25 protein-coding genes are annotated in these 25705 nt (G+C 68.4%); 9 read left to right on the top strand and 16 right to left on the bottom strand.

Annotation, left to right across the window (positions count from 1 at the left end; genetic code table 11):
- Window positions 1–32 precede the first annotated feature (32 nt).
- The 5 genes from VT85_RS27885 to hmpA all read right to left on the bottom strand — a co-directional run bounded on the left by VT85_RS27885 (window position 33) and on the right by hmpA (window position 7141).
- Window positions 33–590, bottom strand: a complete 558-nt coding sequence (locus VT85_RS27885) for a DUF3362 domain-containing protein (protein ID WP_156513000.1) — start codon at window positions 588–590, stop codon at window positions 33–35.
- 115 nt (window positions 591–705) lie between these two features.
- The gene (locus VT85_RS21240; protein WP_197490917.1) at window positions 706–2376 is read right to left on the bottom strand and encodes an ArnT family glycosyltransferase; all 1671 of its coding nucleotides are present in this window, start codon (window positions 2374–2376) and stop codon (window positions 706–708) included.
- Between the two features lie 386 nt (window positions 2377–2762).
- The gene (locus tag VT85_RS21235) at window positions 2763–4787 is read right to left on the bottom strand and encodes a YgiQ family radical SAM protein (protein WP_082858782.1); all 2025 of its coding nucleotides are present in this window, start codon (window positions 4785–4787) and stop codon (window positions 2763–2765) included.
- 529 nt (window positions 4788–5316) lie between these two features.
- The gene (locus VT85_RS21230; protein WP_068419807.1) at window positions 5317–5712 is read right to left on the bottom strand and encodes a hypothetical protein; all 396 of its coding nucleotides are present in this window, start codon (window positions 5710–5712) and stop codon (window positions 5317–5319) included.
- A 184-nt stretch (window positions 5713–5896) separates the two neighbouring features.
- Window positions 5897–7141, bottom strand: coding sequence for an NO-inducible flavohemoprotein (hmpA, locus tag VT85_RS21225; RefSeq protein WP_068419805.1), 1245 nt, complete (start codon window positions 7139–7141; stop codon window positions 5897–5899).
- Between the two features lie 208 nt (window positions 7142–7349).
- Here hmpA and VT85_RS21220 point away from each other — a divergent pair, with 208 nt between their 5' ends.
- Window positions 7350–7781: an RrF2 family transcriptional regulator gene (locus tag VT85_RS21220; protein ID WP_068419803.1), complete on the top strand. Its 432-nt coding sequence runs from the start codon at window positions 7350–7352 to the stop codon at window positions 7779–7781.
- 12 nt (window positions 7782–7793) lie between these two features.
- On the opposite strand, the gene VT85_RS21215 is transcribed toward VT85_RS21220, so the two are convergent.
- Entirely contained in the window at window positions 7794–8771 is a 978-nt protein-coding gene (locus VT85_RS21215; RefSeq protein WP_068419802.1) for a glycosyltransferase, read from the bottom strand.
- Window positions 8768–9082 carry a DUF971 domain-containing protein gene (locus tag VT85_RS21210; protein ID WP_068419801.1) on the bottom strand — a complete coding sequence of 105 codons (315 nt, stop codon included), beginning with the start codon at window positions 9080–9082 and terminating at the stop codon, window positions 8768–8770. The genes VT85_RS21215 and VT85_RS21210 overlap by 4 nt, the downstream gene beginning before the upstream one ends.
- 58 nt (window positions 9083–9140) lie before the next feature.
- Between VT85_RS21210 and VT85_RS21205 the strand changes: the two genes are divergently transcribed.
- The 4 genes from VT85_RS21205 (at window position 9141) to VT85_RS21190 (ending at window position 10682) form a co-directional block, all read left to right on the top strand.
- The gene (locus VT85_RS21205) at window positions 9141–9437 is read left to right on the top strand and encodes a hypothetical protein (protein ID WP_197490916.1); all 297 of its coding nucleotides are present in this window, start codon (window positions 9141–9143) and stop codon (window positions 9435–9437) included.
- A gap of 172 nt (window positions 9438–9609) precedes the next feature.
- Window positions 9610–9933, top strand: a complete 324-nt coding sequence (locus VT85_RS21200; RefSeq protein WP_068419800.1) for an ArsR/SmtB family transcription factor — start codon at window positions 9610–9612, stop codon at window positions 9931–9933.
- A complete protein-coding gene (locus VT85_RS21195; RefSeq protein WP_068419798.1) occupies window positions 9930–10376 on the top strand; it encodes an SRPBCC family protein in 447 nt (148 codons plus the stop codon). The genes VT85_RS21200 and VT85_RS21195 overlap by 4 nt, the downstream gene beginning before the upstream one ends.
- Before the next feature lie 75 nt (window positions 10377–10451).
- Entirely contained in the window at window positions 10452–10682 is a 231-nt protein-coding gene (locus tag VT85_RS21190; RefSeq protein ID WP_068419795.1) for a hypothetical protein, read from the top strand.
- Window positions 10683–10958: 276 nt separating this feature from the next.
- Here the strand turns inward: VT85_RS21190 and VT85_RS21185 are convergent, their stop codons facing one another.
- Window positions 10959–11306, bottom strand: coding sequence for a hypothetical protein (locus VT85_RS21185; protein ID WP_068419793.1), 348 nt, complete (start codon window positions 11304–11306; stop codon window positions 10959–10961).
- 368 nt (window positions 11307–11674) lie between these two features.
- On the bottom strand, window positions 11675–14095 hold the full coding sequence (locus tag VT85_RS21180; protein ID WP_156512999.1) for a carboxypeptidase regulatory-like domain-containing protein: 2421 nt from the start codon (window positions 14093–14095) through the stop codon (window positions 11675–11677).
- Window positions 14096–14324: 229 nt separating this feature from the next.
- On the opposite strand from VT85_RS21180, the gene VT85_RS21175 reads away from it, so the two are divergent.
- Window positions 14325–15296 (top strand): DUF72 domain-containing protein, encoded by a 972-nt coding sequence (locus tag VT85_RS21175; protein ID WP_068419788.1) that lies wholly within the window; start codon window positions 14325–14327, stop codon window positions 15294–15296.
- A gap of 52 nt (window positions 15297–15348) precedes the next feature.
- Here VT85_RS21175 and VT85_RS21170 read toward each other — a convergent pair whose 3' ends face one another.
- The gene (locus VT85_RS21170) at window positions 15349–16308 is read right to left on the bottom strand and encodes a DUF1559 domain-containing protein (protein ID WP_068419786.1); all 960 of its coding nucleotides are present in this window, start codon (window positions 16306–16308) and stop codon (window positions 15349–15351) included.
- Between the two features lie 219 nt (window positions 16309–16527).
- On the bottom strand, window positions 16528–17646 hold the full coding sequence (locus tag VT85_RS21165) for a 3-isopropylmalate dehydrogenase (protein ID WP_068419784.1): 1119 nt from the start codon (window positions 17644–17646) through the stop codon (window positions 16528–16530).
- Window positions 17647–18031: 385 nt separating this feature from the next.
- On the opposite strand from VT85_RS21165, the gene VT85_RS21160 reads away from it, so the two are divergent.
- On the top strand, window positions 18032–19378 hold the full coding sequence (locus tag VT85_RS21160; RefSeq protein ID WP_082858781.1) for a serine/threonine-protein kinase: 1347 nt from the start codon (window positions 18032–18034) through the stop codon (window positions 19376–19378).
- A 67-nt stretch (window positions 19379–19445) separates the two neighbouring features.
- Here VT85_RS21160 and VT85_RS21155 read toward each other — a convergent pair whose 3' ends face one another.
- From VT85_RS21155 to VT85_RS21145, 3 genes are all read right to left on the bottom strand, one after another.
- On the bottom strand, window positions 19446–19808 hold the full coding sequence (locus VT85_RS21155; RefSeq protein ID WP_068419782.1) for an ankyrin repeat domain-containing protein: 363 nt from the start codon (window positions 19806–19808) through the stop codon (window positions 19446–19448).
- A 73-nt stretch (window positions 19809–19881) separates the two neighbouring features.
- Complete coding sequence (locus tag VT85_RS21150) at window positions 19882–20196, bottom strand: hypothetical protein (protein WP_068419780.1); 315 nt, start codon at window positions 20194–20196, stop codon at window positions 19882–19884.
- Window positions 20197–20250: 54 nt separating this feature from the next.
- The gene (locus tag VT85_RS21145; protein WP_068419779.1) at window positions 20251–22617 is read right to left on the bottom strand and encodes a hypothetical protein; all 2367 of its coding nucleotides are present in this window, start codon (window positions 22615–22617) and stop codon (window positions 20251–20253) included.
- A 307-nt stretch (window positions 22618–22924) separates the two neighbouring features.
- On the opposite strand from VT85_RS21145, the gene rpmB reads away from it, so the two are divergent.
- Window positions 22925–23245: a 50S ribosomal protein L28 gene (gene rpmB, locus VT85_RS21140; protein ID WP_068419778.1), complete on the top strand. Its 321-nt coding sequence runs from the start codon at window positions 22925–22927 to the stop codon at window positions 23243–23245.
- A 237-nt stretch (window positions 23246–23482) separates the two neighbouring features.
- On the opposite strand, the gene rpmF is transcribed toward rpmB, so the two are convergent.
- Entirely contained in the window at window positions 23483–23668 is a 186-nt protein-coding gene (gene rpmF / locus VT85_RS21135; protein WP_068419776.1) for a 50S ribosomal protein L32, read from the bottom strand.
- A 95-nt stretch (window positions 23669–23763) separates the two neighbouring features.
- Window positions 23764–24753 (bottom strand): sialidase family protein, encoded by a 990-nt coding sequence (locus tag VT85_RS21130; RefSeq protein ID WP_068422437.1) that lies wholly within the window; start codon window positions 24751–24753, stop codon window positions 23764–23766.
- Window positions 24754–25278: 525 nt separating this feature from the next.
- On the opposite strand from VT85_RS21130, the gene VT85_RS21125 reads away from it, so the two are divergent.
- On the top strand, window positions 25279–25668 hold the full coding sequence (locus VT85_RS21125) for a hypothetical protein (protein ID WP_156512998.1): 390 nt from the start codon (window positions 25279–25281) through the stop codon (window positions 25666–25668).
- Window positions 25669–25705 lie beyond the last annotated feature (37 nt).

The raw sequence follows: 25705 nt of genomic DNA, 5'->3' as shown, positions 1-25705 counted from the left end.
GGGCGGTCGGGCTCGATGCGGCGAGTGTCAAATCAGGCTTTGTGAATGTCATCCAGTGGCGTCGGCCGTCGTTCGGCCGAGGGTCGGCGGGCGATCTCGACCCGTTCGGCGCGTCGTCCGCCGTCGAATCGGCAACGTCTCGTCCTTACCGTTTCTCCCCTCGCCGCTTCGCCGGCTCGGGCCTTGGTTCGGTCGACTTCTCCGCCTTCGCGGGATTCAGGACGGCGTGGTCGTGGTAGTGGTCGTGTGGTCGTCGTGTCAGGTGCCTCAGACCGCGTGGTTGGCTTGTCTGGGGGTTGCAGGGCGCCGCCGCCGATCAGGTCTTCGCGGCCGACGGCGGGCAGGGCCTTCCGGCCCTCGAAGTCGTCCTCGGGGCGGAAGCACTGGAGCGACGCCCGCTGGAGCTTGCGGTCGCGGAGGTGCTGGGCGGCGTAGGCCTCTCGGCCGGCGAACGGGTCCTTGCCGGTGCAGGACATGCACGCGGCGATGTCGAACAATTTGCCAATTTGCGTTAAGACGATCGTCATCCCACAATATCCGGTAACTCGATGGGCTGCCATGCGTGCTCGACGGATCGCGGCGGCAAGCATCGAGGTTCCGCCCACGCCCCCTGCGTTGGTGCACCATGAGGCTCGGAGGAGGCGAGGAATCCTGGACGTGGGGTCGCTGGGAAGATCCCTCTCGAATTTGGCCGGACGACCCTTGTTAAGGCTCGATCCTCAAGCTGGCCGTCGGGACGAGGACCGGCAGGTCAGGTGGACCGTCTTCGACGTGGGCCGTCACCTGCCAGATCGTCACCAGCCCCTGAGTGTCGCGGTGAGCCCCGTCGACGTAATCGACCAGAAGCGGGAACGATTTGATTTCGCGGAACATTTCGGGGCGTGCGCGGACCGTCTGTTCCGTCAGCTTGTAGTCGACTGGGCGGACGTCTCGCCGCCCAGGATACGGCTGGCACGTCACCACATAGCCGATCCGGCCGCGTCGGAAGACGTCGAGCACGTCGTCTTGCGTCGTCGCGCGGACATCGTCGGTTTGGTGGGCGTATTCCGATACCCGCACGACGAGGCTGCGGTCGCTCCGCACGCAGTCTCGGTCTCGTGCGGGGTGGGCGACGCGGTAGCGGAACATCAGCTCCTGGTCTTCCGGGCAGGCCATGAAGATATGCCCGGGGCCGTCGGCCTTCGCCAGGGCTTCGGCGACCGGTGCGTAGCCGACCAGGCCTCGAGGAGTCGTTCTCGCGAGGACGAAGAGATTGAAGGCCACGGCTAGCGTCGACAAGGCTGCGGCGAGGGCCAGTCGCCTCTGATAGCGGGATGAGTCGCGGTCCGGGAACCACGCCACGGCCAGGCCGGCGAGCGCCGGCATCGCCAGAACCAAGTGCCGGACCTCGGTGGTCGTGGGGACGGCGATCTTGAAAGCGACGCAACTGGCCAACCACGCCGCCCACAACAGGACCGGCCGGTGGACGGACCGTCCGATCAGGGCCGCGAGCAACCCGCCGAACCCGACGGCGGCCGTCCCACCCGCCACCAGACCCGGCGAACAGACGCGGAAGTACTGGATAGCTTGCGCGAAGCCGAGTCCCTGGTCTTTACCGTCGGCGGACACCTCGTGCCGGCTGTACTGGGCCGCGAATGTGATATAACCCGCGTTCACCGAAAGGTAGACGACCCCGAAGAGCGCCACGCAGAGGAGTTTCCGCCGAGTCAGCCCACGCGTCAGCATGCCGTAAAGGACCAATCCCGGGACGACCGCGGAGGTGGTCACGCGGAAGAAGAACGCGGTCTCAAGCAGCAACCCCGCCAGGGCGGCGTTCCATGCTCGTCCCCCGTCCAACCACCTGACATAGAACAGGGTGGCGGCCAGCAGTGGCACGAGGCTTGGGACCTCTGACATGGTGTCCCGCGCCCAAATCGCTAGCGGAGGGGTGGTCAGGAGGAGCAAGGCCACAGCCGCGCTAGAGGTCCGCCCCGCTCCGAAGTGGCGGTGGATCAGATAAAACAGCCCGCCGGTCGCGGCCCAGCACACGGCGATGAACAGCCGAGCCGACGCATACGACGGCCCGGTGACGCCGAACCAGATGGCCAGCACCAGCGGATAACCCGGCGGGTGGTACGGAATGCTGAAGGATGGGTACTGGGCGTAGTTCCGTAGGGCGAAAGCCTTGGGGGAATGGTAGTCCCCCGACCTCAGCCAGTCGAGGATCATCGCCGCGCCGTTCGCGTATCGAGGCGAGTCCGGCCAGAGCGGGCCTGTCTCCCCCATTGCGAAGCATCCGATCGCGAGCCCGACTGCGAGGATGACCAGGGCGATCACCGTCCCCCGCCACCACGAGGAGTCCGTCGGGCGCGAGGAGGGAGACGCGGAGGTTTCCATGAGGTGGCTCTTCAAGGAGTCGCTCGGCATGGCGATCGTTCTAGCGGGTAGAATGATGCGGCATGGCTACTGCTGAAGCAGGGTAAACAGCCAGGCGACCAACCAGGCGGCCGAGGCTGGCCTCACGCGGGCGATCGCAAGGGCTGGACTGCACGTGGGCATGCCGGCGTCTCAGGCTTTGGATCTGAACGGATCGTCGTATTTCCAACCCTCGCCTGAGCGGGGGCTTCCCCGGATTGCAACCTCGGCGTCCCCCGACTCTCGGCAGACGCTTCTTTCGCGCCTGGACCGGGCGACGGGCCGAGGATTGCACGGTGATTGTATGAATGGGATTGTCTGGGAATCAAGCAAATCGTGTTTTTTGCGATGATCGCATCTCGCGATCGTCACGAACCCTGCTTTTTCCCCTGACGTCGCTGAGCCGAGGTCCGTCCCGGCCGATAGCCCTTCGATCCCTGGGGCGGGATCTGGTGGACGTACTTACCCTCGCCCAGCGACTCGTTCGCCTTCTCCCTGCGCGCCTGCAGGGCGGCCTGCGGGGGATTCGCCGGGATCAGGCAATCGCACCCGCTTCCGATAAGGTCCTGTCGCGCCGCCTTGAGCAGCGCCTCGCGGACCATGAAATAGTTCTCCGGCTTGAAGAATTGCATCAGCGCCCGCTGGAGCTTGCGGTCGCGGAGGTGCTGCGCGACGTAGACCTCCGCGCCGGTGAACGGGTCCATGCCGGTGTAGTACATGCAGGTGGCGATGTCGAACGGCGCGGGGATGAAGTCCTGGACCTGGTCGGGGCGGTAGCCGTTGCGCTTGAGGAAGACGGCCAGGTCGATCATGGCGTTCAGGTCGCTCCCCGGGTGGGAGGCGATGTAGTACGGCACCAGGAACTGCTTCTTGCCAGCCTTGCGGCTGGCCTTCTGGAAGGCCTCGGCGAAGCCCGCGTAGTCCTCGGAGTCGGGCTTCTTCATCAGCTTGAGGACGGCCGGGTCGGTGTGCTCCGGGGCGACCTTGAGGTGGCCGCCGACGTGGTGGGTCGCCAGCTCCTCCAGGTATTCGGGGGACTTCTGGGCGAGGTCCATGCGGATGCCCGAGGCGACGTGGACCTTGGAGATCCCCGGCGTCTCGCGACTCTGCTTCATCAGCTCGATCAGGGGTCCGTGGTCGGTCCCCAGCAGCTTGCAGACCGTGGGATGCACGCACGAGAGCCGCTTGCACTTGGCCTCCACCTCGGGGCGGGTGCAGCGCATCTGGTACATGTTGGCGGTCGGGCCGCCGATGTCGGAGACGACGCCCGAGAACTTCGGGTCCTGGCCCATCTGCTTCAGCTCGGTCAGGATCGACTCCTGCGAGCGGGACTGGATGATCCGGCCCTGGTGGGCGGTGATCGAGCAGAAGGTGCAGCCGCCGAAGCAGCCCCGCATGATCGTCACCGAATCCTTGACGACCTCGTACGCCGGGATCCGCTCCGCCTTGTACATGGGGTGGGGGCGGCGGGTGAACGGCAGGCCGTAGGTGCGGTCCATGTCGTCCTGGCTGATCGGCAGGCCGGGAGGGTTGCAGACGACGGCCTGGCGGTCGTGATACTGGACGAGCCGCCTGGCGTTGAGCGGGTTCGTCTCCAGGTGGATCCGCTTGGTGGCCTCGGCGAACCGATGCTTGTCGGCCTTGACCTCCTCGAAGGTCGGCAGGACGAACGCGTCGGCCGGCGGGGTCTCGCTGGCACCCATCGCGTAGGCGACGGCCCGCATGTCGCGCAGGTTGCGGGTGGACTCGCCGGCCTGGAGCCGCCGGGCGATCTCGACGATCGGCTGCTCGCCCATGCCGAAGACGACGAGGTCGGCCTTCGAGTCCAGCAGGATCGACCGCTTGACGGTGTCGCTCCAGTAGTCGTAGTGCGCCAGCCTGCGAAGCGAGGCCTCGACCCCTCCGGCGATGATCGGGACGCCGGGGAAGGCCTCGCGAGAGCGGTGGCAGTAGGGGATCGTGGCGCGGTCGGGGCGCAGGCCGATCCGGCCGCCGGGGCTGTAGGCGTCGTCGTTACGGACCTTCTTGTTGGCCGTATAGTGGTTGATCATGCTGTCCATGTTCCCGGCGCTGACGCCGAAGAACAGCCGGGGGCGGCCGAACTGCCGCCAGGGCTCGGCGCTCCGCCAGTCGGGCTGGCTCAGGATCGCAACCCGGAATCCGGCCGCTTCCAGCACCCGGCCGAGGATCCCCATCGCGAAGGCGGGGTGGTCGACGTAGGCGTCGCCGGTGACGAGGACCACGTCGACTGCGTCCCATCCCCGCGCGTCCATCTCGGCGCGGGAGGCCGGGAGGTGCGGACGCGAGATCGGAACGAGCGGCAGCACCGGCAGTTGCGTCGGGGCTTCGTTCCGCGAGGAACACGGGAGTGGGGCGATCGCCTCAAGCGTCATGGTCGTCGATCTATGCCTCGCGAAGAAATGGGGGTCCCGGTCGCCGTCGCCGTTGGAGGGAATCCTCCCATTATGCCCCGGACGTCAATTCCCCGACAAGCCACCCCGCGCGGTGGCCTTCGGCCGCGTCCCTCGCGCATTGGGTTCGATTGGCTTCGTATTTACGCCGTGAAATCGAATTAAGTTGCTTTCGGTTAGGCGTTTATGGTTTTCCGATTGGCTTCGATCGTGCCGTTTTCCCTATCTGGCGAGGGCGTCCTCGCGACGCTCGGAAATCGGGTTCGTTCGCCAGCCGAGGGGAACAAAGCCATCGAGCGGAATCTCCATCAGGCAAAGCATTTGGGTTTCGGGTTCGGCCCTGGAAAATTGGCTTCGTTTGGCGCTTTTGATGTTCCTCTCGGGTCCAGGCTCGCCGATCGTCCGGTGTCGCCTGGTGAGGGCCTCGGGCCGATCGGGTCGGGGCGCGAAATCGCCTCGCGGGCGGATTCGTCCATCCTGACACTACCCCAGGAACCGCGAATGGAGACGCTCAACGCCGACGGGGACGTGGGGGGATGCGCATCTTCTTGAAGCGGGCGAGCGACTCGAATCGGTTCGGAGAAGGGCGGAGCTCGTTGGCGAGGAGGATCGCGCCCAGGATCGCGAACCCCAGGGCGGCCTTGCGGAACATCGGCCGGTCGCCGAGGTCCGAGATCATCCAGAGCGCGTTCATCCACATCCAGGCGTTGAGCGTCAGGTCGTCGCGCAGCCGAGCCCAGCGCCGCCAGTTGAGGAAGAGGAGGGTCGCGCCGGTCGAGAGGGTCGCGGCGGACGCGAGGTAGGCCGGGCCGGCCAGTTGCGCGAGCCAGAGCGCGTCCATGGCGAACCAGGCGACCGAGTTGACCGGGTCGACGACCCTCCGGGAGAACATCGCGGCCCGCTTCATTTTCCCACCGCCTCGCGAACCGATCCGGCGGGCGAACGAGGCAAGCCGACCTTGCGCGCGAACCCCTCCCGGCGTCACGCGCCGATCATAGCCCGAACGGCGGGACGGGGGAGGGTCGGATTCCGGGAGGGAGGTGGCGAATCGGGGTGGGGCGGCCGGTCGACCGCCCCACTGCGGGGGAGGGTCAGGCCGTCGCGGCGACGGGGGCGGCGGTGATCTCCTGGCGGGGCCCGAAGAACTCGAAGCGGATGCGGTCGTCGTCGACGTTCAGGTTCTTGAGGGTGGAGTAGACCGACTGCATGAACGGCTTGGGGCCGCAGAAGAAGAACGAGGCCTCGTCGCAGGGGGCCCAGTCGCGGATCATGTTCGAGTCGATGAAGCCGACGCGGTCGCAACGTCCCCTGGCGAGGTCGTCGGCGAGCGGGGCGTCGTAGACGATGTGGAGGTCCACGTTGTCCGACGCCGCCTTGAGGGCGCGAAGTTCGTCGGCGAAGGGCTGGATCTGGCTGTTGCGGGCGGCGTGGAGGAAGTGGATCGGGGTGTTGGGCCTGCGGTAGACCAGGTCCTTGGCCATGGCCAGCAGGGGGGTGACGCCGATGCCGCCGGCGAGCAGGACGATGGGACGGTCGGCGGCCTGGTCCGGGATCGTGAACTCGCCGCAGGGGGGGCCGAGTTCCAGCTCGTCCCCGGCGAGGATTTCGTCGTGCAGGTAGTTGGAGATCAGGCCGTCGGGGGCCTCGGCGGCGAGGGCCGGCTCGCGCTTGACGCTGATCCGGTAGTGGTCCTGGCCGGGCCGGTCGGAGAGGCTGTAGTTGCGCGGCGAGGTCGGGGTCCTGGGATGGTCGATCCGCACGGTGACGTACTGGCCGGGCTCGTACGTCGGCAGGGGGCCGCCGTCGGCGGGTCGGAGGTAGAAGGAGGTGACGATGTCGCTCTCGGGGACCTTGCGATCGACCACGAACGTGCGATAGCCGTTCCAGCCGCCGACGGCCTCGCGCTGCTGTCGGTAGATCTCGGCCTCGCGCTGGATGCAGACGTCGGCCAGGAAGCCGTAGGCCTCGGCGACCGCCGCCACGATCGGCTCGGTGACGGCGTCGCCCATGACGTCGCCGATGGCCGCCAGCAGGTGCTTGCCGACGATCGGATAATGCTCCGGCTTGATCCCCAGCGAGCAGTGCTTCTGGGCGATCAACTCAATCGCCGGCCCCAGCACGGCCGGGTTGTCGATATGGGCGAAATACGCGCAGATGGCCCCCGCGAGCGCCTGCTGCTGGCCCCCCGAATGCTGGTGGGCCTGGTTGAAATACGCCTGGACCTGCGGGTCGCCGGCGAACATCAACTGGTAGAATCGCCGCGTGATCGTCTCGGCGTTCGCGGCCACCGCGGGCGTGATCTGCTTGATGATGGCGATCGTCTCGGGGCGGAGCATGCGGGTTCTCCTGGCGGGCCGGGGGACGGATCCGCCCCCACTCGGCGGGCGACGGCTTGAAATCTACATCCGAATATACAGAATAGGATCTGGACGTCAAGGTGCAGGATATTTCGGGCCGGATCCGCGGATCGCGTGTATGATGGTTTCGGGCCTCCGAGGTCGCGGACCGGGCGAGGGCCTTGGAACGAGAATCAGCGGGGAATTCATGCTGCCGAAGACGGCGGAATACGCATTGAGGGCCGCGGTGTGCCTGGCGGGCCAGCCCGGCCGGCTGGCGTCGGCGGACGTGCTGGCGCTGAAGACGAAGACGCCCCGGTCGTATCTGAACCGGGTCTTGCAGGACCTGGCGGCGGTGGGCCTGGTGCGCTCGCGGCCGGGGCCCGGCGGGGGCTATGAGCTGGTCAAACCGCCGCGGGAGGTCACGATCCTGGACGTGGTGGAAGCGGTCGCGCCGATCGAGCGCATCCGTCACTGTCCGCTGGGCCTGCCCTCTCACACCACGCTCTGTCCGCTCCATCGCGAGCTGGACCAGGCGTACGCGACGATGGAAGCGGCCTTCCGGAGCGTGAGCTTGCAGGACCTCCTGGAATCGACCAGCCCGATCATCCCGCTCTGCGACGTCGGGCCCTTGAAGTGAAGTCGTCGATCGTCAGCGGGCGAACCAGCGTCGGGCGAGCCTCGGGGCGAGCCGGAGCGTCGCCATCTGCGCGGCGAGCCGGGGGTCGGCGAGGATCGAGGTCAGCACGGCGGGGCTGATCGCGACGGCGCGGTCGAGCGCGGTGCGGGCCAGGTCGACGCGCCCGGCGCGGAGGGCGTCGTGGGCGCGGTTGAGGTAGGCGCGGGCCAGGCGACGGCCGGGGCGCACGGAGCGCCTCGTCAGCAGCCGTTCGGTCTCTTCCAGGTCGTCGAGGCCGACCTTGAAGCGGTGGGTCTCGCTGGCGGCGTGCCAGCGGACGGAGACCTTCGGCTCCTGGGCGATCCAGGTGACGGCGAATCGGTCGGCCACGCGGAGCCAGAAGTCCCAGTCGACGACGTAGCGATAGCTCGGGTCGAAGCCGCCGACGGCCTCGTGCGCGAGCTTGCTCGTGGTCACGGCCGAGCAGCGGAGGAGGTTCGAAGCCTCCAGCCGGGACGCGAACGCGCCGGGGGGGAAGTCGACGAACCGGCCGGTGGGGGGCTCGGCCAGCCCGCCGTATTCGACGATCTCGGGGGGGACGGGGCGGCCGGACTGGTCGATCACGTCGGCCGGGCCGGCGATCAGCCCAAGGCTCTCGGCGCCCGGCCTCTCGATCGCCCCGAGCCGGGACGCGAGGTCGCCGGGGCGCATGACGTCGTCCTGGTGGAAGACGGCGACCCAGGGGGTGCGGCTCAGGGTGACCGCGCGGTTCCAGTTGCCGGCCAGGCCCAGGCGCTCCGGGTTGATCTCGATCCGGGCGCGATCGCCGGCCAGCTCGCGAACCCGATCGACGGTCCGGTCGTCCGATCGGTCGTCGCAGACGAGCAGGTCGAACATCGCGCCCTGCTGGGCGAGCACGCCCGCGAGGGCCTCGGCCAGGTGGGGCTCGCCGTTGCAGGTGGGGACGGCGACCGTGAGCCGGGGCGCCGGGTCGGCCGGAAGGGCGGTCATCCGGGTTTGGGGATGGATCGGGCGGCTTCCTTGAGCGTATCCCAGGTGAAGATGCCGGTGGAGTGGCCGTCGCTCCAGGAGGGCTTGATCGCGTAGTTGCCGACCGGCTCGATCGCTTCGAGCTTGACGTCCTCGCGGACGTGCTCGATCTGGATGATCCGCTCGCCGCTCCACTCGTCCCGGCAACTGGCGCAGGGGCACTCGGCGCGGAGGAAGCGGTAGGGGAATCGGTCGACCGATCCGTCGGGCCAGGCGACCTCCAGGATCTGTTCCGCTTGATGGGCTCGGATGTTGCTGGGAGGATCGATCATGGGACGGTCGTCTCGAAGAAGCGGGGACGGGCGCGAACCGGTCGCCGGGGGGGCGGTCATGGAGATCCAGGATAACATCGGACGGGCCGGGGACGAAGGGGTCGCGGCGTCGGCGATCGCCGATGAGGCGGCGGCGGCCCTGCGATTCTACGTCGCCGCGCCCAGCGTCGGCGCGGTGCGCCGGGCGCTCTTCCGGGCGCCCGGCGGGGCGAGGGTGCTGGGGCGGCACGACCGCGAAACCATCGCCTGCACGCACACGATGGCCGCCCACAGCTTCGCCCGCCACTGGCCGATCCTGCTCAGCCGCCTCGACAAGGCCGGCCTCCGCGTGGTCCCCCGACCGCCGTCGAGCTGAACTCGACCTGTGCGGATCGGGAAGAGCGCCGACCAGCGCCGGGCGACCTCGTCGTCGGACCCCTCCGCAATCGCGGCGAGCCGAGCCTCGGCGAGAGATCCGGCGGGATCGCGCAGGCTCAAGTCCACGGACCGTGCTTGACGATCAATAGCCCGGCGGTTATGGTTTCGCCATGCTTGCCGCCCCCAACGAGCTTTTCAGGGCGCTGGGCGACCCGACCCGCCGCGCGATCTTCGAACGCCTCGTCAGCGAGGGTGAGCAGACCGTGCGCGCGCTGACCGATCACGCGGGGATCTCGCAACCGGCGGTCTCCAAGCACCTGGGCGTCCTGAAGACCGCGGGCCTTGTGCGAGACCGCCCGGAGGGACGCCAGACCCACTACAGCGCCGAGCCGAAAGGCCTGGAACCGCTGGTCGAATGGATGAAACACTACGGCGCGTTCTGGCCGGAGCGCATCGACCGCCTCGAACGGCTGCTGGAGAAAATGGACGAATGAACCCCGTCGACAAGACCGACTCGTCGCAGACCGATTCTTTGACTTTCGAGTTCGATCTCCATCATTCGCCGGAGAAGGTGTGGCGGGCGCTCACCGATCCCGAGCTGCTCGCGGAATGGCTCCTGCCCGCCGTCAGGCTCAAGCTCGAGCCGGGGGCGGCGTTCACGATGAAGACGCAGCCGTACCCCGGTTGGGACGGCACCGTGAACTGCCGATTCCTCGAGATCGAAGCCGGGCGGAAGCTCAGCTACGCGTGGGTCGTCGGCGACATGGCCCTGGACACCGTCGTGACCTTCACGCTCGCGCCCACCGCGACCGGCACGCGCCTGTCGCTCGTGCAGTCCGGCTTCAAGCCGGAACAGAAGCAGAACTTCGGCGGCGCCCGCTACGGCTGGAAGCTGATGGGCGGGAAGCTCGTCGATCTGCTCGAAAAGACCCCGTGAGCCGGTGGAGGCTCGTGGCCGAGGGCGGTCGACCTGCGCCCGATCCGCATCGGGCGCGTCTTCAAGGAGGTTTCGATGAACTGGAACGAATGGATTCGGCAGATTCACCGCTGGACGTCGATCGCCTTCACGGCGGCCGTCCTGATCAACATCGTGGCGATGAGCCGGAAGGAGCCCGCCGTCTGGGTCGGCTTCCTGGCACTGTTCCCGCTCGTCCTGCTCCTGCTCACCGGCCTGTACCTGTTCCTCCTGCCGTATGCCGCGAGGCGGCGTGCCGGGCGACGGGCCGGATCCTCCACCTCCTGAGCGCGGCGCTCAATCCCCGCAGGCGATCGAAGCATGTCGACCGCGGTTTGCCCAATCGCTCTCTGCGTGGGCGAATTTGGCTCCCGGTCAATTCCGGGCCCCTGCGCGAGGGCTGCACTTTCCGCGACTTGATGAATACGGCCTTGCAGTAGCAAACGGACAAAAAACAACTTAAGGCCCACCGGAACGACCGTCGACCAGCCCATTTGGTCAAGGACTGTCGAACCGAAGCCCGGCAAGACTCATCGAGACACCAGACCGTTGGAGAGTCCCGATTTAATCGCCACACCACCGGGCCCCGAGGCGGGCAGCCACCCATGCAAAGGCCATGGCGACAAGCCCCGTGCTCACCATGATGGTGACGATGACGAAGAGACTGCTCCAGGGCTTGAACGGGCCCTCGACCACCGTGACCTTTGCGAACCAGTCGCTCTGCTCCACATGAGTCGGGAACACGAGCGGGATGGCCCAGACGCCCAGGAAGAGCCCGAGGCAGGCACCCACGACCCCACCGATGGCTCCGAACAGCAGCCCGGCGACCGGCCTCCTCGTGACCCCCCATCCCGAAAGGGCACCGACCATCGCGACGGCCGAGAGGATGGCCCACCCGATGAGGTTTACCATGATTACTCCTGCGTCGGCCCAGAACCTGAGGGATTGAACAGCATCGTATGAAGGTAGTCTGTTGTCTCGAAACTCACGACCACCGGCAGGATTCAGGACCTCGATTTCGAGACGGCTACAGGGATGGTTTTGACGGTCTTTCGAAGGGATTCAGGCCATCCTTGAGGGGAGTCCTGAATGCGAACCTTTTCGGGATGGTAGGCCTTAGAGTTGTTTTTTGTCCGTTTGCTACGGGATGGCCGACACCGTCCAGCAGCTTCGGAGCCTCCTTCCCTGATCGAGGCGAGAACCGCCGTCGGCGATGCCCACGCCAGGTCCGAATACGTCGGCCCCCGGGCCGACGCATCGCAAGCGGACGGGCCTTCGAATCAGGGCCTTGCGGGCGGCCTGGGCCGTGGGCCAGACTCGTGGAGTTGGGTCACGCGGATCAGGATCGGGCCAGACTCTCCGGCGGCGACGATCGGCGGCTGGGGCGACTCCCAGGTCAGCAGGTGGGCGTTGGTGAGTCGGATCTCCCCCTGCGGGAGGGTGCTGAAATGATAGCGGCCGTCGTCGTCGGTGGGCGCGTCGGCCTGGACGATCAGGCCGTCGGGCCCCTGGGCGTAGAGCTGGACGCCGGGGACCGGCCAGCCGGTGACGGCCTCGACGACCCGGATTTCGAGCGACCGCCCGCGCTCGGCGCGGACCTCCAGCGGGGGGGCGCCGGGCTTGATCGGGACGGTCAACGGGCGGAAGTCCCTCGGGAACGACACGGTGAGAACGTAATGGTCCTCGCCCTCGGCGAGGTCGTCGAACCGGATCAGGCCGTCGGCGTCGGTCCGGCCGTCGGGCCACCGGCGGGCGTCCGCCGCGGACGGATTCAGGGTGAGCGCGACGGCGGCGTCCGGGATGGGGCGGCCGTCGGGGTCGAGGATCCGGGCCTGGGCGCTCGCCAGCCTTGGAACTCGGATCTCGACCTCGGGCCGGGGGACCCCCGCGTCGGGGCGGACGGGATCGGCGAGGACCACGAACTTTCCTCGTTCCACGGAGAGGCGGCAGGTCACGTTCAGGGGCCAGGCCGGGATCGTGAATCGACCCTGGGCGTCGGTCGTCAGGCCGGGGGTCGGCTGATTGGCCCAGTCCGAAGGAGGGTTCGAGGCGAGCCAGGACGGATCGAACTCGGGACGGACCGTGGTCCCCTCGCCCACGGGGCGGCCGTCGGCGTCGACGACCCGACCCGAGATCGACCCGGAGGGGAAGATGCGGACGTTGGTCATGCGGTCGCCGCCGATCGGACTCATGCCGGGAATCGTCCCCGGCGCGGTCCACCAGCCGGGCATCGCCGAGGAATCGTACCGGAACGCGTCGGACGCCAGGGCGGAGAAGCTCCCCCGGCCTTCCTGGATCTCGACCAGGCGCGGGACCGCCTGGAGCGCCCGTTCCGGGCGGCCGTTGGTGAGGTAGAGCGTCATCGACCCGCTAGCCTTCCGGGCCGTCTCGTCCCCGGTCAGGCGGATCGTGACGTTCTGCTCGTCCCACTCGGCCGCCGAGGCCGGGCCGATGGGGATCGGCTCGGTCGGGGGGGGCCAGGGGATGGGGACGAGACGCCCCCCGACTTCAAGTCGGGCCTCCTCCGGGTCCCAAACCGGGTATTCGAAGCGGCCGTCGGCGTCGAGGTGCAGGCCGGTCAACCGCTCCCGGGCGACGAGGGCCTCGGCTCGGCTTCCATGACCCTCGAACCCCGTCGGGATCGAGGTGAGTACGGAGACGAGCGGCATCGGGGCGCCCGGGTTCCGTCGGACGATCCCTCGGACCAGGCGGCGGGGGTGGAGCGTCACCCGGACCTTGGGCCCTTTCAGGCGGACCCCCGGGGCGTGGCCGGCGGAACCGTCGGGTCCTTCCACGCGGATCAGGTAGACGGAATCCTTGTGGAGATGGGGGATGGGGAACCGGCCCTCGGCGTCGGACGTCGCCACGATGAGCCGCTGAAACGGGTGCATGTGGTGCATCTGGCTGGCCGTGTCGAACTCGGCCGAGATCAGCACGAGCGCGTCGGCGACCGGCCGGCCGTCCTCGTCCACCGCCACGCCCGAGGTCGAGCCCCGGTCGAGGGTGATCGTGGTGTCGACGCCGGGCTGAGGCCTCGCGAAGATCGTGTCGTCGGAGATCTTGAACTGGTGGACCTTGACGTCGAATTCGTAGTCGGCCTGCTTGACGTTGGGGATCACGGCCCAGCCGTCCGGGTCGGTGAGGTAGGTCGACGCCAGCCGGGCGGGCTGGTCCTCGATCGTCAGCCCGGCGTGGACCTCGGCCCGGGGGATCGGCGAGCCCTCGGCGTCGACGACGCGAATCCGATGCGGGTAGCCCGCCTCCAGCGTGATGGAGAGCTCCTCCCCCTCGGTCCCCGCGGGCCTGGGGGCGATCGGCCCGACGACCTTCGGCGCATAGCCTTCGGCCTCGACCACGATCCAGTTCCGCTCGCCCTGGAGCGGCGCGGAGAACCGGGGGGGACGATCCGGAGTCCAGCTTTGGCTGTGCGAGCCGCCCGTCGAGACCTGGATCGCCAGGAGCTTGAAATCGCGGTCGAGGGGCGAGCCGTCGGGCTTGCGGATCGTTCCGGTGATCGGCGGCGGGGGGGCCGGCATGGGGGTCCGGATCATCGGCGGGGGGCGGTGGTTCACCAACGCGGATTCCGAGGGGGGCGTCCACGGCCCGACGACGCGATCCATCACCCCCACGACCGCCTGCGGCCAGACGATCGTCGCCGCGGCGCCCGCCAGCACGAGGATCGGCGGCGTCAGCAGTCCCATCCACAAGAGTCGAGAGCCCGTCGTCCCGCCCATCGCCGCACCCCCCTCGGCCCGCGATCCCGGCCCGACCTCCACCCTTTCAGAATCACGTCCGTGGCCTCGGATCGCAAGCCCTCGGTTCGATTGTTGCAACGCCTTCCCGAGGGTCGCGGGCGGGCCGGCGATCCGTTACGATGCCAGCGGGCCGACGGCCGCTTCGTCGGCCGGGACCGGGAGGAACGCGCCGGACATGAACCAGCTCTCCTTGTTCGATTCCCAGGAGGATCTCCCTCCCCAGGCCGCCGCCCTGGCCCCCAAGCTCCGCGCCCTGGCGGAGAAGGGCCTGTTCTTCGGCACCTCGTCGTGGAAGTACGAGGGCTGGCTGGGCTCGATCTACAGCCCCGAGCTTTACCAGACGCGCGGGAAGCTCTCGATCAAGAAGTTCGAGGCCGAGTGCCTGCGCGAGTACGCGCGGGTCTTCCCCGTGGTCGGCGGCGACTTCAGCTTCTACCAGTTCCCCTCGGCCGGCTACTGGAAGGCGCTGTTCGAAGGGACGCCCGAGAGCCTCCGGTTCGGCCTGAAGGTCCCGGAGGAGGTGACGGTCCCCCGCTGGCCGCGACACGCCCGTTATGGCACCAGGGCCGGGAACGTCAACGACGGGTTCCTGGACCCGAAGCTCTTCAAGGAGCTGTTCGCCCGGCCGCTCTGGAAGTATCGCGACCGCGTGGCCGTCCTGATGTTCGAGTTCGGGACGATGGCGAAATCGAGCATGTCGGGCGTGGACGAGTTCCGCGAGCGCCTGGGGGCGTTCCTGGACGAGATGCCGCCGGGCTTCCGCTACGGCGTCGAGATCCGCAACCCGGAATACCTGGGCGAGCCCTACTTCGACGCGCTCCGCGCCCGCAACGTGGCGCACGTCTTCAGCTCCTGGACCCGGATGCCCGAGCTGATCGAGCAGGCGGAGACGCCCGCCGCGTTCACGGCCGATTTCACCGTCGTCCGGGCCTTGCTCCGGCGCGGCCAGCCCTACGAGGATGCGGTCAAGGCGTACAGCCCGTACCGGTGCGTCCAGCAGCCGAACCCGGCCGTCCGCGAGGCTCTCCGCGCGCTCGCCGAGCGGGCCTGGGAGGCGGCCCAGCCGGCGTTCGTGTTCGTGAACAACCGCCTGGAAGGTAACGCGCCGGGGACCATCGAGGCGGTCGCCGACGCGCTGATCGAGTGAAGGGCGAGTGGAGGGGGGCGGAGCCGGGCTCGGAACCCGGCCTCGCCTTGCGTCACTTGGTCTCGTCGGCCGAGATGGTCTCGCCGCCGTTGCGGGTCATGAGCTTGTTCAGGACCGGCTTGGCGATGGTCGCGGTGACGGTGCGGATGCTGCCGTCGCAGTTCACGAAGTTGACCAGGCCGGGGTGCTTGCTGGACCAGTAGGTGTAGTAGTTCACGCCGCCGGAGACGATCGGCCGGTTGATCGTGCGGTCGGTGTTGGTGCGGACGCAGCAGCTCGTGGCGGGGGCCCAGACGCCGTTGGGGGCGATGGTCTCGCCGATCAGGCAGGTGTTGGTCGTGCCGTCGGTGATGTCGGCGATCCCCACGTTGGAGTTCTGGTAGGTGACGCCGTTGTCGTAGTTCAGGCAGTAGATGTTGGTCGGGTCCTGGGTCGGGCAGTTGCCGGCGGGGTCGGGCAGGATCATGCCGGCGGCCATGTTGCCGCGATAGTCGGACGGGCCCATCTTCTGGGTCGAGCCGGTCTGGGTGGTCGTCTCGGGGCGGCGGTTCGACGGGCAGACGAAGCCGGTCAGGGTGCGGCGGACGGCCGTGGTGTTGATGACGTGGTTGGGGCCGTAGTCGAAGTTGATCTCGTTGAACAGGTTCCCCTGCTCCAGCTTGTTGAACAGGCCGACCATGCCGTTCCACTGGTAGGGCTGATAGGGGGTGTAATTGTTGGCGCAGCCGGTCACGTCGCCGCCGATCACCGTGTTGGGATTGACGGGGTCGTAGATCGGCGGCGTGCAGTACCAGCCGGCCGGGAAGGCGTTGAACGAGTCGTGATACTCCTGCGCCGCGAGACCCAACTGCTTCAGGTTGTTCTGGCATTGCGCGCGGTTGGCCGCCTCGCGCGCCGACTGGACGGCCGGCAGCAGCAGGGCGACCAGCACGCCGATGATGGCGATGACGACCAGAAGCTCGATCAGGGTGAAGCCCGATCTCCGGTGCCGACTGTCGGGAATGCGGCGCATCGAGAATTCCTCGGAGAAGGGAAGGTCGGCCGTCGTCCGGGCCGTCCGTTCAGCCGGACAATAGTCGTATCTCTCAAGCTACAACATTCGTCGACTCCCCGCCACGCGACGTGGTTGCGAAATGCGGGAATCGCGGCGAGATTGCATGCAGTATTGCATTATGAGGGGCGAAGGGCGGCGAGTCAAGGGTGGGCCCCCGGTCCCGCCGCCCTCGCGGTCTCATTCCCGATCGAGCGCGTCCCGGACGGCGTCGCCGACCTCGACGGTGGAGTTCTTGCCGCCCAGGTCGGGGGTCTTGGGGGCGCCGGCGGCCAGCACGGCGGCGACGGCGCGGCGGATCCGGTCGGCCGAGGCCCCGGCGCCGACGTGGTCGAGCATCATGGCGGTCGAGAGGATCGCCGCCAGCGGGTTGGCGACCCCCTTGCCGGCGATGTCCGGCGCCGAGCCGTGCACCGGCTCGAACATGCTGGGGGCGGTCTTGTCCGGGTTGAGGTTGCCGGAGGCGGCCAGGCCCATGCCCCCCTGGAGCACGGCGCCCAGGTCGGTGATGATGTCGCCGAACATGTTGGTGGTCACGACCACGTCGAACCATTCGGGGTTGGTGACCATCCGCATGCAGCAGGCGTCGACGTGCATGTAGGAGGGCTTGACGTCCGGGTAGTCGCGGGCGACCTCGTTGAACGCGCGCATCCAGAGGTCGTGGGCGAAGGTCAGGACGTTGGTCTTGGCAACCAGCGTGACCTGGCGGACGTACCCCTTCTTCTTGTCGTCCTCGGAGAGGGACCGGGAGGCCCCCCGCGTCGCGCGGCCGCGAGCCGCTTCGAAGGCGTATCGGATGCAGCGTTCGACGCCGGCGCGGGTGTTGATGGAGGTCTGGATGGCGACTTCCTCGGGCGTCCCCTTGTAGGTGAACCCGCCGGCGCCGACGTAGAGGTCCTCGTTGTTCTCGCGGACGACCACCATGTCGATGTCGTCCGGCCCCTTGTCCTTGAGCGGGGTGGGGGCGCCGGGGAAGAGGCGGACGGGGCGGAGGTTGATGTACTGGTGGAAGTCGAACCGGAGCTTGAGGAGGATCCCCTTCTCCAGCACGCCCGGCGGCACGCCGGGATGGCCGACGGCCCCCAGAAGGATGACGTCGCAGGCCCGGAGGCGGTCCTGGTCGGCCTGGGGCAAGACCTCGCCGGTCCTGAGGAAGCGCTCGCCTCCCAGGTCGAAATCATGCAACTCGTAGGCGAGGCCGTCGCGTTTGGCGACTTTTTCGAGGATTCCCAGGCTGACCGCGATCACTTCCGGCCCGACGCCGTCGCCGGGGATCACGCCAATCTTCAACAACGACATCGCCACTCCATCCGCTCAGAAAGACTCGCTCGGGACGCGCTTCCAGGCCGTCGGCGACCTCGACGCCGGCCCGGCCTCCGGTCGCCGGCCGTTCGCTATTCGGGCTCGCGACGGCCTCGGGCTTACAAGGCCCCATCATAACGCACGTGCAAAAGCCCCCGCAAGAATTCGGGATGCGCGCCGGGAACGGCGGCGGGGCGACACAAACCGCCCCGGCGCTGGTATCCTTGACGAGAGCGGCGTCGAGCGGACGTCGGGTCGGGTCGCCGAGGCGCCCGTCCCGGTCCGCCCCATCTCGGCCTCGCCGCAACGTCCTCGATGATCCCTGGATTCCAGACAAAGCTCCCGCCCGGTCGCGACGGGCGGAGGGCGCGGAGACGTCCGCATGGCCGCCCCAGCCGACGCCGATAATCGCAGCACCCCATCCTCGTCCCCCTCCTCGTCGCCGTCCTCGGCCTCGACGCCCAAGGACGCCCGGGGGCTCTCGTCGCTCGACGAATCGAACCTCGAGCGCTCGATCATCCGTCGGGGGCTCGCCACGCCCGGCGAGGTGGAGGCGTGCAAGTCGCATCGCGCCAAGCTCGCCGCGCAGGCGGACGGGACGCCGGGCCCGAGCCTGCTCGACGTCATGGTCGGTGCCAAGGTCCTGACCAAGGGGCAGATGGCCCGGCTGCTCCAGGAACGCGGCGAGGCGGCGAGGAAGCTGGAAATCCCCGGCTATACGATCATCGAGAAGCTGGGCAAGGGCTCCATGGGGGTCGTCTTCAAGGCCCGCCAGAACAGCGTCAATCGGACCGTGGCGGTCAAGATCCTGCTCGACAGCCTGGCGCAGAACAAGGAGTTCATCCGCCGCTTCGAGCGCGAGGCCCAGATCGCGGCCAAGCTCTCGCACAACAACATCGTCAACGCCATCGACGCGGGCGAGGCCGGCGGGCGGTTCTTCTTCGTCATGGAGTACGTCGAGGGGCCGACGATCAAGGACTTCCTCGACAAGAACAAGATCTTCGAGGAGAAGGACGCCGTCCGCATCGCCATGGCCGTCGCCGAGGCCCTCAAGCACGCCAACCAGCGCGGGCTGATCCATCGCGACGTCAAGCCGGAGAACGTGATCCTCACCAAGGACGGCGGCGTGAAGCTCGCCGACCTCGGCCTGGCGCGGCTGACCGGCGACGAGACGTGGGGGCTCTCCGAGGCCGGGATGGCGATCGGCACCCCCTACTACATCAGCCCGGAACAGGTCCGGGGCCAGACCGACGTCGACATCCGGGCCGACATCTACAGCCTCGGCGCCACCCTTTATCACATGGTGACCGGCAAGGTCCCCTACGGCGGCGACACCCCGTCCGAGGTCATGCGCAAGCACGTCGACCCCCGCGTGGAGCTGGTCCCGCCTGACCACCTCAACACCAAGATCTCCAGCGGCCTGGGCATGGTCATCGAGACCATGCTCGCCAAGAACCGCGAGAACCGCTACACCACGCCCGACGACCTCATCCTGGACTTCAAGTGCCTGCTCCAGGGGGACAGCCCCATGATCGCCGGCCAGAAGCCCGACAGCCTGGAAGCCCTCGCCGAAGGCGAGGCCGACGACTACGCCCCCACCACCGTCGACGAAGCCCAGATGATCGAGATGGCCGGCTACGTCAACGCCCGCAACCAGATCATCGCCGCCCTCGCCGTCGTCCTGGCCCTCTCCATGGTCACCAACGTCCTGATGCTCGTGGCGCGCTGATTCCCGATGCCGTCGCCGCCGGGGGGCGGCGGGCCCGGTTCGATCCGCTCGCCGCGACCACGTCCGCCTACCGAGTCGCGCCGGCCCGTTCCAGGATCGTCGCGACGTCCCGGAAGCCGGCGGCGCGGGCCGCGGAGAGGGCCGAGGTCCCGTCTTCCCACCGCGCGTCGGGGTCGGCCCCCGCGCGGAGCAGGGCCTCGACGCGGGCCCGGTCGCCCGAGGCCGCCGCGATGAGCAGCGGCTCGTCCAGCCAAAAAGCCTGGCGAAGGTGCTTCCCCAAGGCCGCGAGCAGGATCGCTCCGCACAGCCAGATGCAGAGCCATTTCCTGCGCCGGGGCGAACGGTCCACGAAGGCGACGATTAGGCCGAGGCCGCCGCCGATCACCGCCGCCGCGAGGGCCCCCAGGAGAATAAAGCCTCCGAACTCCATCTCGCGGGGCCTTTCGATGCGGGACGCCTTCGCGATGGGTTTGGAGGTCTTTCGGCCGAACGCCTCGGCCGGATCAGTTCTTGCTGAAGTCGAGCACGCTGGCGTTCGACTTGCCGAGGGGGTTGCGCAAGAACTTGCGGTGGCAGGAGGGGCAGAGGTCGAACCGGAAGCTGTGGCGCCGGCCGGCGTCCTCGGCGTCGTTGCGGGACGCGAATTCCTCGTCGCGCCGGAGCAGTTCGGAGACGGCTTCCATCGGGTCGTCGTCGAGGTCTTCTTCCTTGATCTCGTTGGGGTCGAAGCCGGGGAAGGCCTCCATCTTGACCACGAATCGGTCTTCCCCGGAGGAGGTGATGTCCCTGCCGCAGAGATCGCACGTGAAGTGGACCATCAGCGTTTCATCCTCAATAGCGACGTGCCGGTCGTCCGCCCCGGCCGAGATCGTTCAGCCCGATCTTAACCGGCGGGCTCGGGTCCGTCCAAGCCCTCGTTCGGCCATTCCATGAATCCGCGCGGCCGCCCCTCCTGTCAAGGCGAGTCCCGCCGCCGCCGCGGACGCCGCCGCCGCGATCGCGGCGAAACGCAGCGAATTCGGCTGATATGCAAGCTCGACGACGCGATCATGCGAGTCGACGGACATGCTCATAAATATATCATGATGTTTGTCGATGGTGACGTGTCGGCCGTCGACGCGGGCCGCCCAGCCGCCGTCCCAGGTCTCGCGGACGACCACGCGGCCCGGCCCCTCGGCGTCGACCTCGACGCGGATCGCGGCGGGCGTCGAGCGGGGCGAAAGCGTCGCGCGGCCGGGGCCTTCGAGGGTGACGCGGCCGGGCCCGTCGAGCCAGGCGATCCAGGCGTCGCCGGCCCGTTCGATCCGCGAAAACAGGCCCGGAGCGGGCGGGGGCGTCGCGGCGACGACGGCCCCGACGGCCGCCTCGCGGAGCCTCGGCAGGGCCACGCCGACGGTCGGCCACGACACCGTGCGGCGGCTGCTGCGGGCCTCGTCGGTCGGCTCGTAGAGCGGCTCGAACCAGTCGAGGCTCCGCGCCAGCTCCACCGAATCGTAGTTCCGCGCGTCGGCCAGGCCGAACCGCATCAGGACGTTCGGCGGCAGCTCCCCGCCGACGCCGATCGCCCGCCGACCGGGCTCCAGCCCCTCGCGAAGCCTGGCGATCGCGGGGGGCTCGAACTCCTGGACGGCGCGGTCGATCGCCGGGTTGAGGCCGATCCCGAAGGCGAAAAGGTCGGCGAGCGTCGCGGCCAGCAGCAGGCCGGGGAGCGCGCGTCGGACCTGGGGACGGCGTCGCGCGGCCTCGGCCGTCGCGGCGAGCGCGAGGAAGGCGGTCGCGCCGAGCGCGAGATACGGAGGCGTGAAGTCTCGCACCGCTCCGACCTGAAGCTCGACGCGACGCGCGATCTCGGCCGGTTCGAGGGGTTCGGCCGCGTCGGCGACGCGATAGTGGCTCGCGGCCCGCTGCCGCATCAGGGGCTCGGCGAAGGGGACGGCCGCCGCCGTCGCACCCAGCGTAAGCCCCGCCGCGATCCAGGCCCACGTCCAGCGCCGCGAGACGAGCACGCCCCGCGCCGCCTGGTCGATGCCCAGGCCCCCCAGGAACGTCAGGGCGAAGGCGACCCACAACGTGAGCCGGCGGTTGTCCATCACGCCCACGACCGGCAGCGCGCGCAGGAAGTTGTCGACGGGGGGGATGCGGAACGCCCCCATCGCGCCGATGGCGAGCACGGCGAGGAGGAACGCCGTTTCGGGACGGCGGCGGGCCCCGACGGCCGCCAGGGGGGCGAGCCAGATGAGCGTGGCGAGCCCGGCGAAGCCGCCGGCGGATTCGTTCAAGTTGTTCAGCCCGAGCCCCCGCGCCAGGTTCGGATGGCCGCGCCGCTGACTGCCGTACACATAGGGAAGCGCGGTGCAGGCGGCCTCCAAAACCCTCGGCCGGGTCGGCTTCCACCAGGGGGGATGCTCGCGGCGCCGTTCGACCCACACCGGGCTCTTCGTCAGGTACTCCCCCAGTGGGACGACCTGGACGGCCGCGATCCCGACCCCCAGCGCGATCCCCGCGCCCCACGCGACGGCCGGACGTCGGCGATCGGAGGCCCTCGCCAGTCGCCAGGCCGCGAGCAGCCCTCCGGCCAGCAGGACGTGCGCGCTCGTCTGGACGTGGCCGGCGACGAGCACCCCGGCCACGGCGAACGCCAGCAGCCCCGCCGCGCGAGGGCCGGGCTCCCGGATGGCCCGGTCGGTCGCCAGCAACAGCCAGGGGAGCCAGACCGCGGCGGGAGTCACCGGGTAGAGGAGCCAGACGACGAGAAAGCCGCAGAAGGGGAAGCAGAGGCCCGCGAACCAGCGTCCCCAAGGGCCGAACGCCCACGACCTCGCCAGCAGGAACGCCCCCAGCCCGGCGAACCAGAGCCTCGCTGCGGCCGTCCAGGCGAGGGCGTCGGGCCAGGCGCCCAGGACGATGATCAGGTTGAACGGGTCGAACACCGCGCTCTGGCCGTTGGCCACGTGCGGCGCGCCGCAGCCTGCGTAGGGGTTCCAGAGCGGGAGCCGCCCGGCGCGGAGCTCGGCCCGATTGAAGGCCAGCCAGGGCTGGAACTGGAGGACCGGGTCCATCAGGAGCCGGTTCTCAGGCTCGTACGCCGACGCGCCGGGCTCGCGGAAGCTGGATTGGACGAACAGGACGTCGGCCGGGCTGAGGACCCGGCCGGGCCGGAGGGCGTCGTGGAAGAAGATCCCGACGCATCCCGCCAGGACGACGCCGAAAACGACCAGTTCCGCGCGTCGCAACAGCATGGGGGGCTCCCGTTCCCTGGGCTGCATCCTGGTTGATCGAGCGGCAGGATACGCCCGTTCGGCGGTCCCGAGCAAGCCGAAGCGAAGGTCGGGCTTGAAAGTTGCGCGAGCAACGCGATAATGGGACTCTTTCCCGCGGAGGTTCCGTGCGCATATTGCGCCGATTACGGAAGACCGTGGGCCTCGCGGCCACGGCGCGTCCTATCGGCCGACCCCGCGACGGATGCGTCCACGCTACGGAATCGCAATCAAACGGCGTCCGCCCGATTCGGGACGGCCGTCGCAGGGCAGGCAGGAGTCAGGAACGATGGGCCGCGTTTGCGAAGTCAGCGGGAAGAAGACCACGTTCGGCAATCGTAAGACCGAACGCGGCAAGGCGAAGTACCTCGGCGGCGTCGGCAAGAAGACGACCGGCATCAGCCGCCGGACCTTCAAGCCGAATTTGCAGTTGATCCACGTCTGGCTCCCCAACGGCCAGACGACGCGCGTCCGTGTCGCCACCTCGGTCATCCGCAGCGGCCAGTTGACCCTCGAAGTCGACGGCAAGATGCAGACCTTCCCCCTCATCAAGGCCTCGAAGGGGAGCGCCGCCGCCCGCGAGAACCTCAAGAACCTCTACCCGATCTGATCGATCGGGGCGGATCAGGGCGGTCTCGACCGACCCGAATCTCACAAAGCGGAGTCTTGCGTCCCTGTCGCAAGGCTCCGCTTTCGCGCGCGCCGAGGAATCATCAGGAAGCGACATCGGGGCAAGGGCGACGAGCGAGGACTCGCCTCGGTTTGGCTCGGCGCAAAAAAAACGCCGAACCATTCGGGGGTGGCTCGGCGGGAGACGCTGGGGCGTATGGTTCGAATTTGGCCGAAGTCAGAAGGGCATGCGGCCCGGGGCACCATTCTTGAAGTGCTCGGTGAGGCATTCCTCGTGGACTCGGTGGGTGGGGACCGACTGCTTGCACATGGGGCAAATGGTCAGGTTGACCGGCGTCAGGGCGTCGTGACTACGGCGCATCCCCTTGGCGGACTTGGATTTACGTCTCTTCGGTACGGCCACGTCAGCATCTCCCGACTTTCTTACCGCTCGGCGCAGACTGGGACGAAAGGGATATTATCCGGAATTCTCCGGGAATTGCAACTCGGTCTGTCCGTTCAGGGATTGGCCGGGGGCTTCGCGGGGAGTTTGACGCGGGCGAGATAGATCGACGTCTTCCCCTCGTGCGAGGCGTAATAGCTGACCCAGAGCAGGCCGTCGTGCCAGACGAGGCCCGGATAGCTCGTGTCGCCGCCGGAGGGGAGCGAGAGGAACTCGGTGAGCGTCCCGGAATCCGGGTCGAGCCAGCAGAGGGCGGTGTGGACCTTCGGGGCGTGAAGCCGGCCGCCGGCGACGAGCCGATCGTCCGGGAGGCGGAGCAGGGCGGGGCCCCCCAGGTGGACGCCCAGGTCCTTCCAGGTCCATTCGGTGTAGGGCGGCTTCGATCGCCCGAGCTGGCTGGTGCCAGGCTTGCCGTCCCGTCGCAGCAGGCAGAGTCCGGTCTCGTCGGGGAGCCAGGCCAGGGCGGCCTCGTTGGGAAAGTCCTTGTCGAACAGGTTGGGGACGATCGCGGAGAAGTCGCGGCCGTCTCGACTGGAGTAGAGCCGCGTGGAACTGCCGTTGGCGGTCGCGTAGCCCACGACGTAGGCCGTCCCCTCGTGCCAGGCGGGTCGCCAGAGCCACATATCGGGGTCGCCGATCGGCTCCGGCTCCGACCATTCGCGGCCGTCGCGAGAGAACCAGGCCAGGGATTGGTGGCCGGCCTTGGCCGGTTGGTGGAGCGCCGAGGCTCCCGCGAGCATCAGCCGACCGTCGGGGGTGATCGAAAGTTTCGGGTCGCGCAGGTCGCCGGTCTCCGACGTGAGCCGCGCCGCCGAGGCCCACTCGTCGCCGTCCGTCGAGGTCAGGACCCGGATCGCCCCGTCCGGCGAGACGTGGCCCTTCCCCTCGCGAAAGGTCAGGAACCAGCGGTCCTGGAACCGGATCAGGTCGGTGAACGCGTTATGATTGGCGTCATCCCAGACCTTCTTCACGTCGACGATCTCGGCTTGCGGCGGCTCCGCCTGGAAGCTCGCCAGGCTTAACGACAGGAGGACGATCGACGTCATGAGCAGGGCTCCGGGCAGGGGAGGGAGGGGAACAACCGAACCGCCATCATCGAGGATCGACGAGGCCGTCGCCAGCAGGCGCCGCCGTTCCCTCGCAGGAGGGGTCTCCGAGGACCTCTTGGTTCGTCGGCCCTCGCTCCGAAGCGAGCTGCCGAAGGGAACGAAGACTCGCATAGGGCGGGTCGGCGCGATTGAGCGGATCGTCCGGGCGAGGGCTCGAGGGCGAGTGGTTTGCTCGTTCAGGATCGGGGAGTTTCCGGCGGTGACGGGGTGGCGCTGGATGACATGATCATGCGATTTGGAAGAATGGGAAGGGCGATCCGATTAATGGAAATGCGAGTTTTAACGGGTATGACGGGGGATTGCTGGACTTTTCCAAGAAACTCGACCTGGGGGGTTGGCATCTCGAGGTTCATCATATACCCTACGTGTCAGACACCCCTGCGATTCACCGAAGTCCTTCCTGGTGGGTCGAACAACGGTTCAGAGATTCCCCTACTCGATTGATCCTTTGGGAGAGATATGATGAAGCGTCACCTGTTGGGCCTGGCTCTCGGCGCTCTGGTTGGTTCTTTCGTCCTGGTCGGCGACGCCCAGGCCTGTCACAAGAAGAAGACCGCCTGCGCCCCGACCGTCGCCTGCGCCCCGGCCCCGGTGGTCTGCGAGCCGGCCCCCGTCTGCGCCCCGGCCCCGGTGGTCGTCGAGACCTGCGCCCCGGCCCCCAAGAAGCATTGCTTCAAGATGCCGAAGATGCCGAAGTTCCACGGCCTGAAGGGCCTGGGCTGCAAGAAGGCCGCCCCGGTCGCCACCTGCAACGAGGTCGTCTACGGCGCCCCGGAGACGGTCTACGCCGCTCCCCAGGCCTACGCGACCCCGCAGGTCCTCGCCGCTCCCCAGGCTTCGGCCCAGAACTGAGCGGACGACCGCGATCCTTGATCGCTGATCCGAAATG

Origin of the sequence: Planctomyces sp. SH-PL62 (assembly GCF_001610895.1) — a bacterium.
In the GTDB taxonomy this organism is placed as follows: Bacteria; Planctomycetota; Planctomycetia; order Isosphaerales; family Isosphaeraceae; genus Paludisphaera.
Note: the sequence above shows the minus strand (reverse complement) of the source record. Positions and strands in the feature narration are given on the sequence as shown.

What these genes read in the sequence shown, in the direction of transcription:
- VT85_RS21175 (WP_068419788.1), top strand. Translation starts at nt 14,325, where the DNA reads ATGAACCAGCTCTCCTTGTTCGATTCCCAGGAGGATCTCCCTCCCCAG.
- VT85_RS21230 (WP_068419807.1), bottom strand. Translation starts at nt 5,712, where the DNA reads ATGAAGCGGGCCGCGATGTTCTCCCGGAGGGTCGTCGACCCGGTCAAC.
- VT85_RS21240 (WP_197490917.1), bottom strand. Translation starts at nt 2,376, where the DNA reads ATGGAAACCTCCGCGTCTCCCTCCTCGCGCCCGACGGACTCCTCGTGG.
- VT85_RS27885 (WP_156513000.1), bottom strand. Translation starts at nt 590, where the DNA reads ATGCTTGCCGCCGCGATCCGTCGAGCACGCATGGCAGCCCATCGAGTT.
- VT85_RS21195 (WP_068419798.1), top strand. Translation starts at nt 9,930, where the DNA reads ATGAACCCCGTCGACAAGACCGACTCGTCGCAGACCGATTCTTTGACT.
- hmpA (WP_068419805.1), bottom strand. Translation starts at nt 7,141, where the DNA reads ATGCTCCGCCCCGAGACGATCGCCATCATCAAGCAGATCACGCCCGCG.
- VT85_RS21220 (WP_068419803.1), top strand. Translation starts at nt 7,350, where the DNA reads ATGCTGCCGAAGACGGCGGAATACGCATTGAGGGCCGCGGTGTGCCTG.
- VT85_RS21145 (WP_068419779.1), bottom strand. Translation starts at nt 22,617, where the DNA reads ATGCTGTTGCGACGCGCGGAACTGGTCGTTTTCGGCGTCGTCCTGGCG.
- VT85_RS21165 (WP_068419784.1), bottom strand. Translation starts at nt 17,646, where the DNA reads ATGTCGTTGTTGAAGATTGGCGTGATCCCCGGCGACGGCGTCGGGCCG.
- VT85_RS21185 (WP_068419793.1), bottom strand. Translation starts at nt 11,306, where the DNA reads ATGGTAAACCTCATCGGGTGGGCCATCCTCTCGGCCGTCGCGATGGTC.
- VT85_RS21170 (WP_068419786.1), bottom strand. Translation starts at nt 16,308, where the DNA reads ATGCGCCGCATTCCCGACAGTCGGCACCGGAGATCGGGCTTCACCCTG.
- VT85_RS21180 (WP_156512999.1), bottom strand. Translation starts at nt 14,095, where the DNA reads ATGGGACTGCTGACGCCGCCGATCCTCGTGCTGGCGGGCGCCGCGGCG.
- rpmB (WP_068419778.1), top strand. Translation starts at nt 22,925, where the DNA reads ATGGGCCGCGTTTGCGAAGTCAGCGGGAAGAAGACCACGTTCGGCAAT.
- VT85_RS21155 (WP_068419782.1), bottom strand. Translation starts at nt 19,808, where the DNA reads ATGGAGTTCGGAGGCTTTATTCTCCTGGGGGCCCTCGCGGCGGCGGTG.
- VT85_RS21215 (WP_068419802.1), bottom strand. Translation starts at nt 8,771, where the DNA reads ATGACCGCCCTTCCGGCCGACCCGGCGCCCCGGCTCACGGTCGCCGTC.
- VT85_RS21200 (WP_068419800.1), top strand. Translation starts at nt 9,610, where the DNA reads ATGCTTGCCGCCCCCAACGAGCTTTTCAGGGCGCTGGGCGACCCGACC.
- VT85_RS21210 (WP_068419801.1), bottom strand. Translation starts at nt 9,082, where the DNA reads ATGATCGATCCTCCCAGCAACATCCGAGCCCATCAAGCGGAACAGATC.
- VT85_RS21125 (WP_156512998.1), top strand. Translation starts at nt 25,279, where the DNA reads ATGAAGCGTCACCTGTTGGGCCTGGCTCTCGGCGCTCTGGTTGGTTCT.
- VT85_RS21130 (WP_068422437.1), bottom strand. Translation starts at nt 24,753, where the DNA reads ATGACGTCGATCGTCCTCCTGTCGTTAAGCCTGGCGAGCTTCCAGGCG.
- VT85_RS21150 (WP_068419780.1), bottom strand. Translation starts at nt 20,196, where the DNA reads ATGGTCCACTTCACGTGCGATCTCTGCGGCAGGGACATCACCTCCTCC.
- VT85_RS21190 (WP_068419795.1), top strand. Translation starts at nt 10,452, where the DNA reads ATGAACTGGAACGAATGGATTCGGCAGATTCACCGCTGGACGTCGATC.
- VT85_RS21235 (WP_082858782.1), bottom strand. Translation starts at nt 4,787, where the DNA reads ATGACGCTTGAGGCGATCGCCCCACTCCCGTGTTCCTCGCGGAACGAA.
- VT85_RS21205 (WP_197490916.1), top strand. Translation starts at nt 9,141, where the DNA reads ATGGAGATCCAGGATAACATCGGACGGGCCGGGGACGAAGGGGTCGCG.
- VT85_RS21160 (WP_082858781.1), top strand. Translation starts at nt 18,032, where the DNA reads ATGGCCGCCCCAGCCGACGCCGATAATCGCAGCACCCCATCCTCGTCC.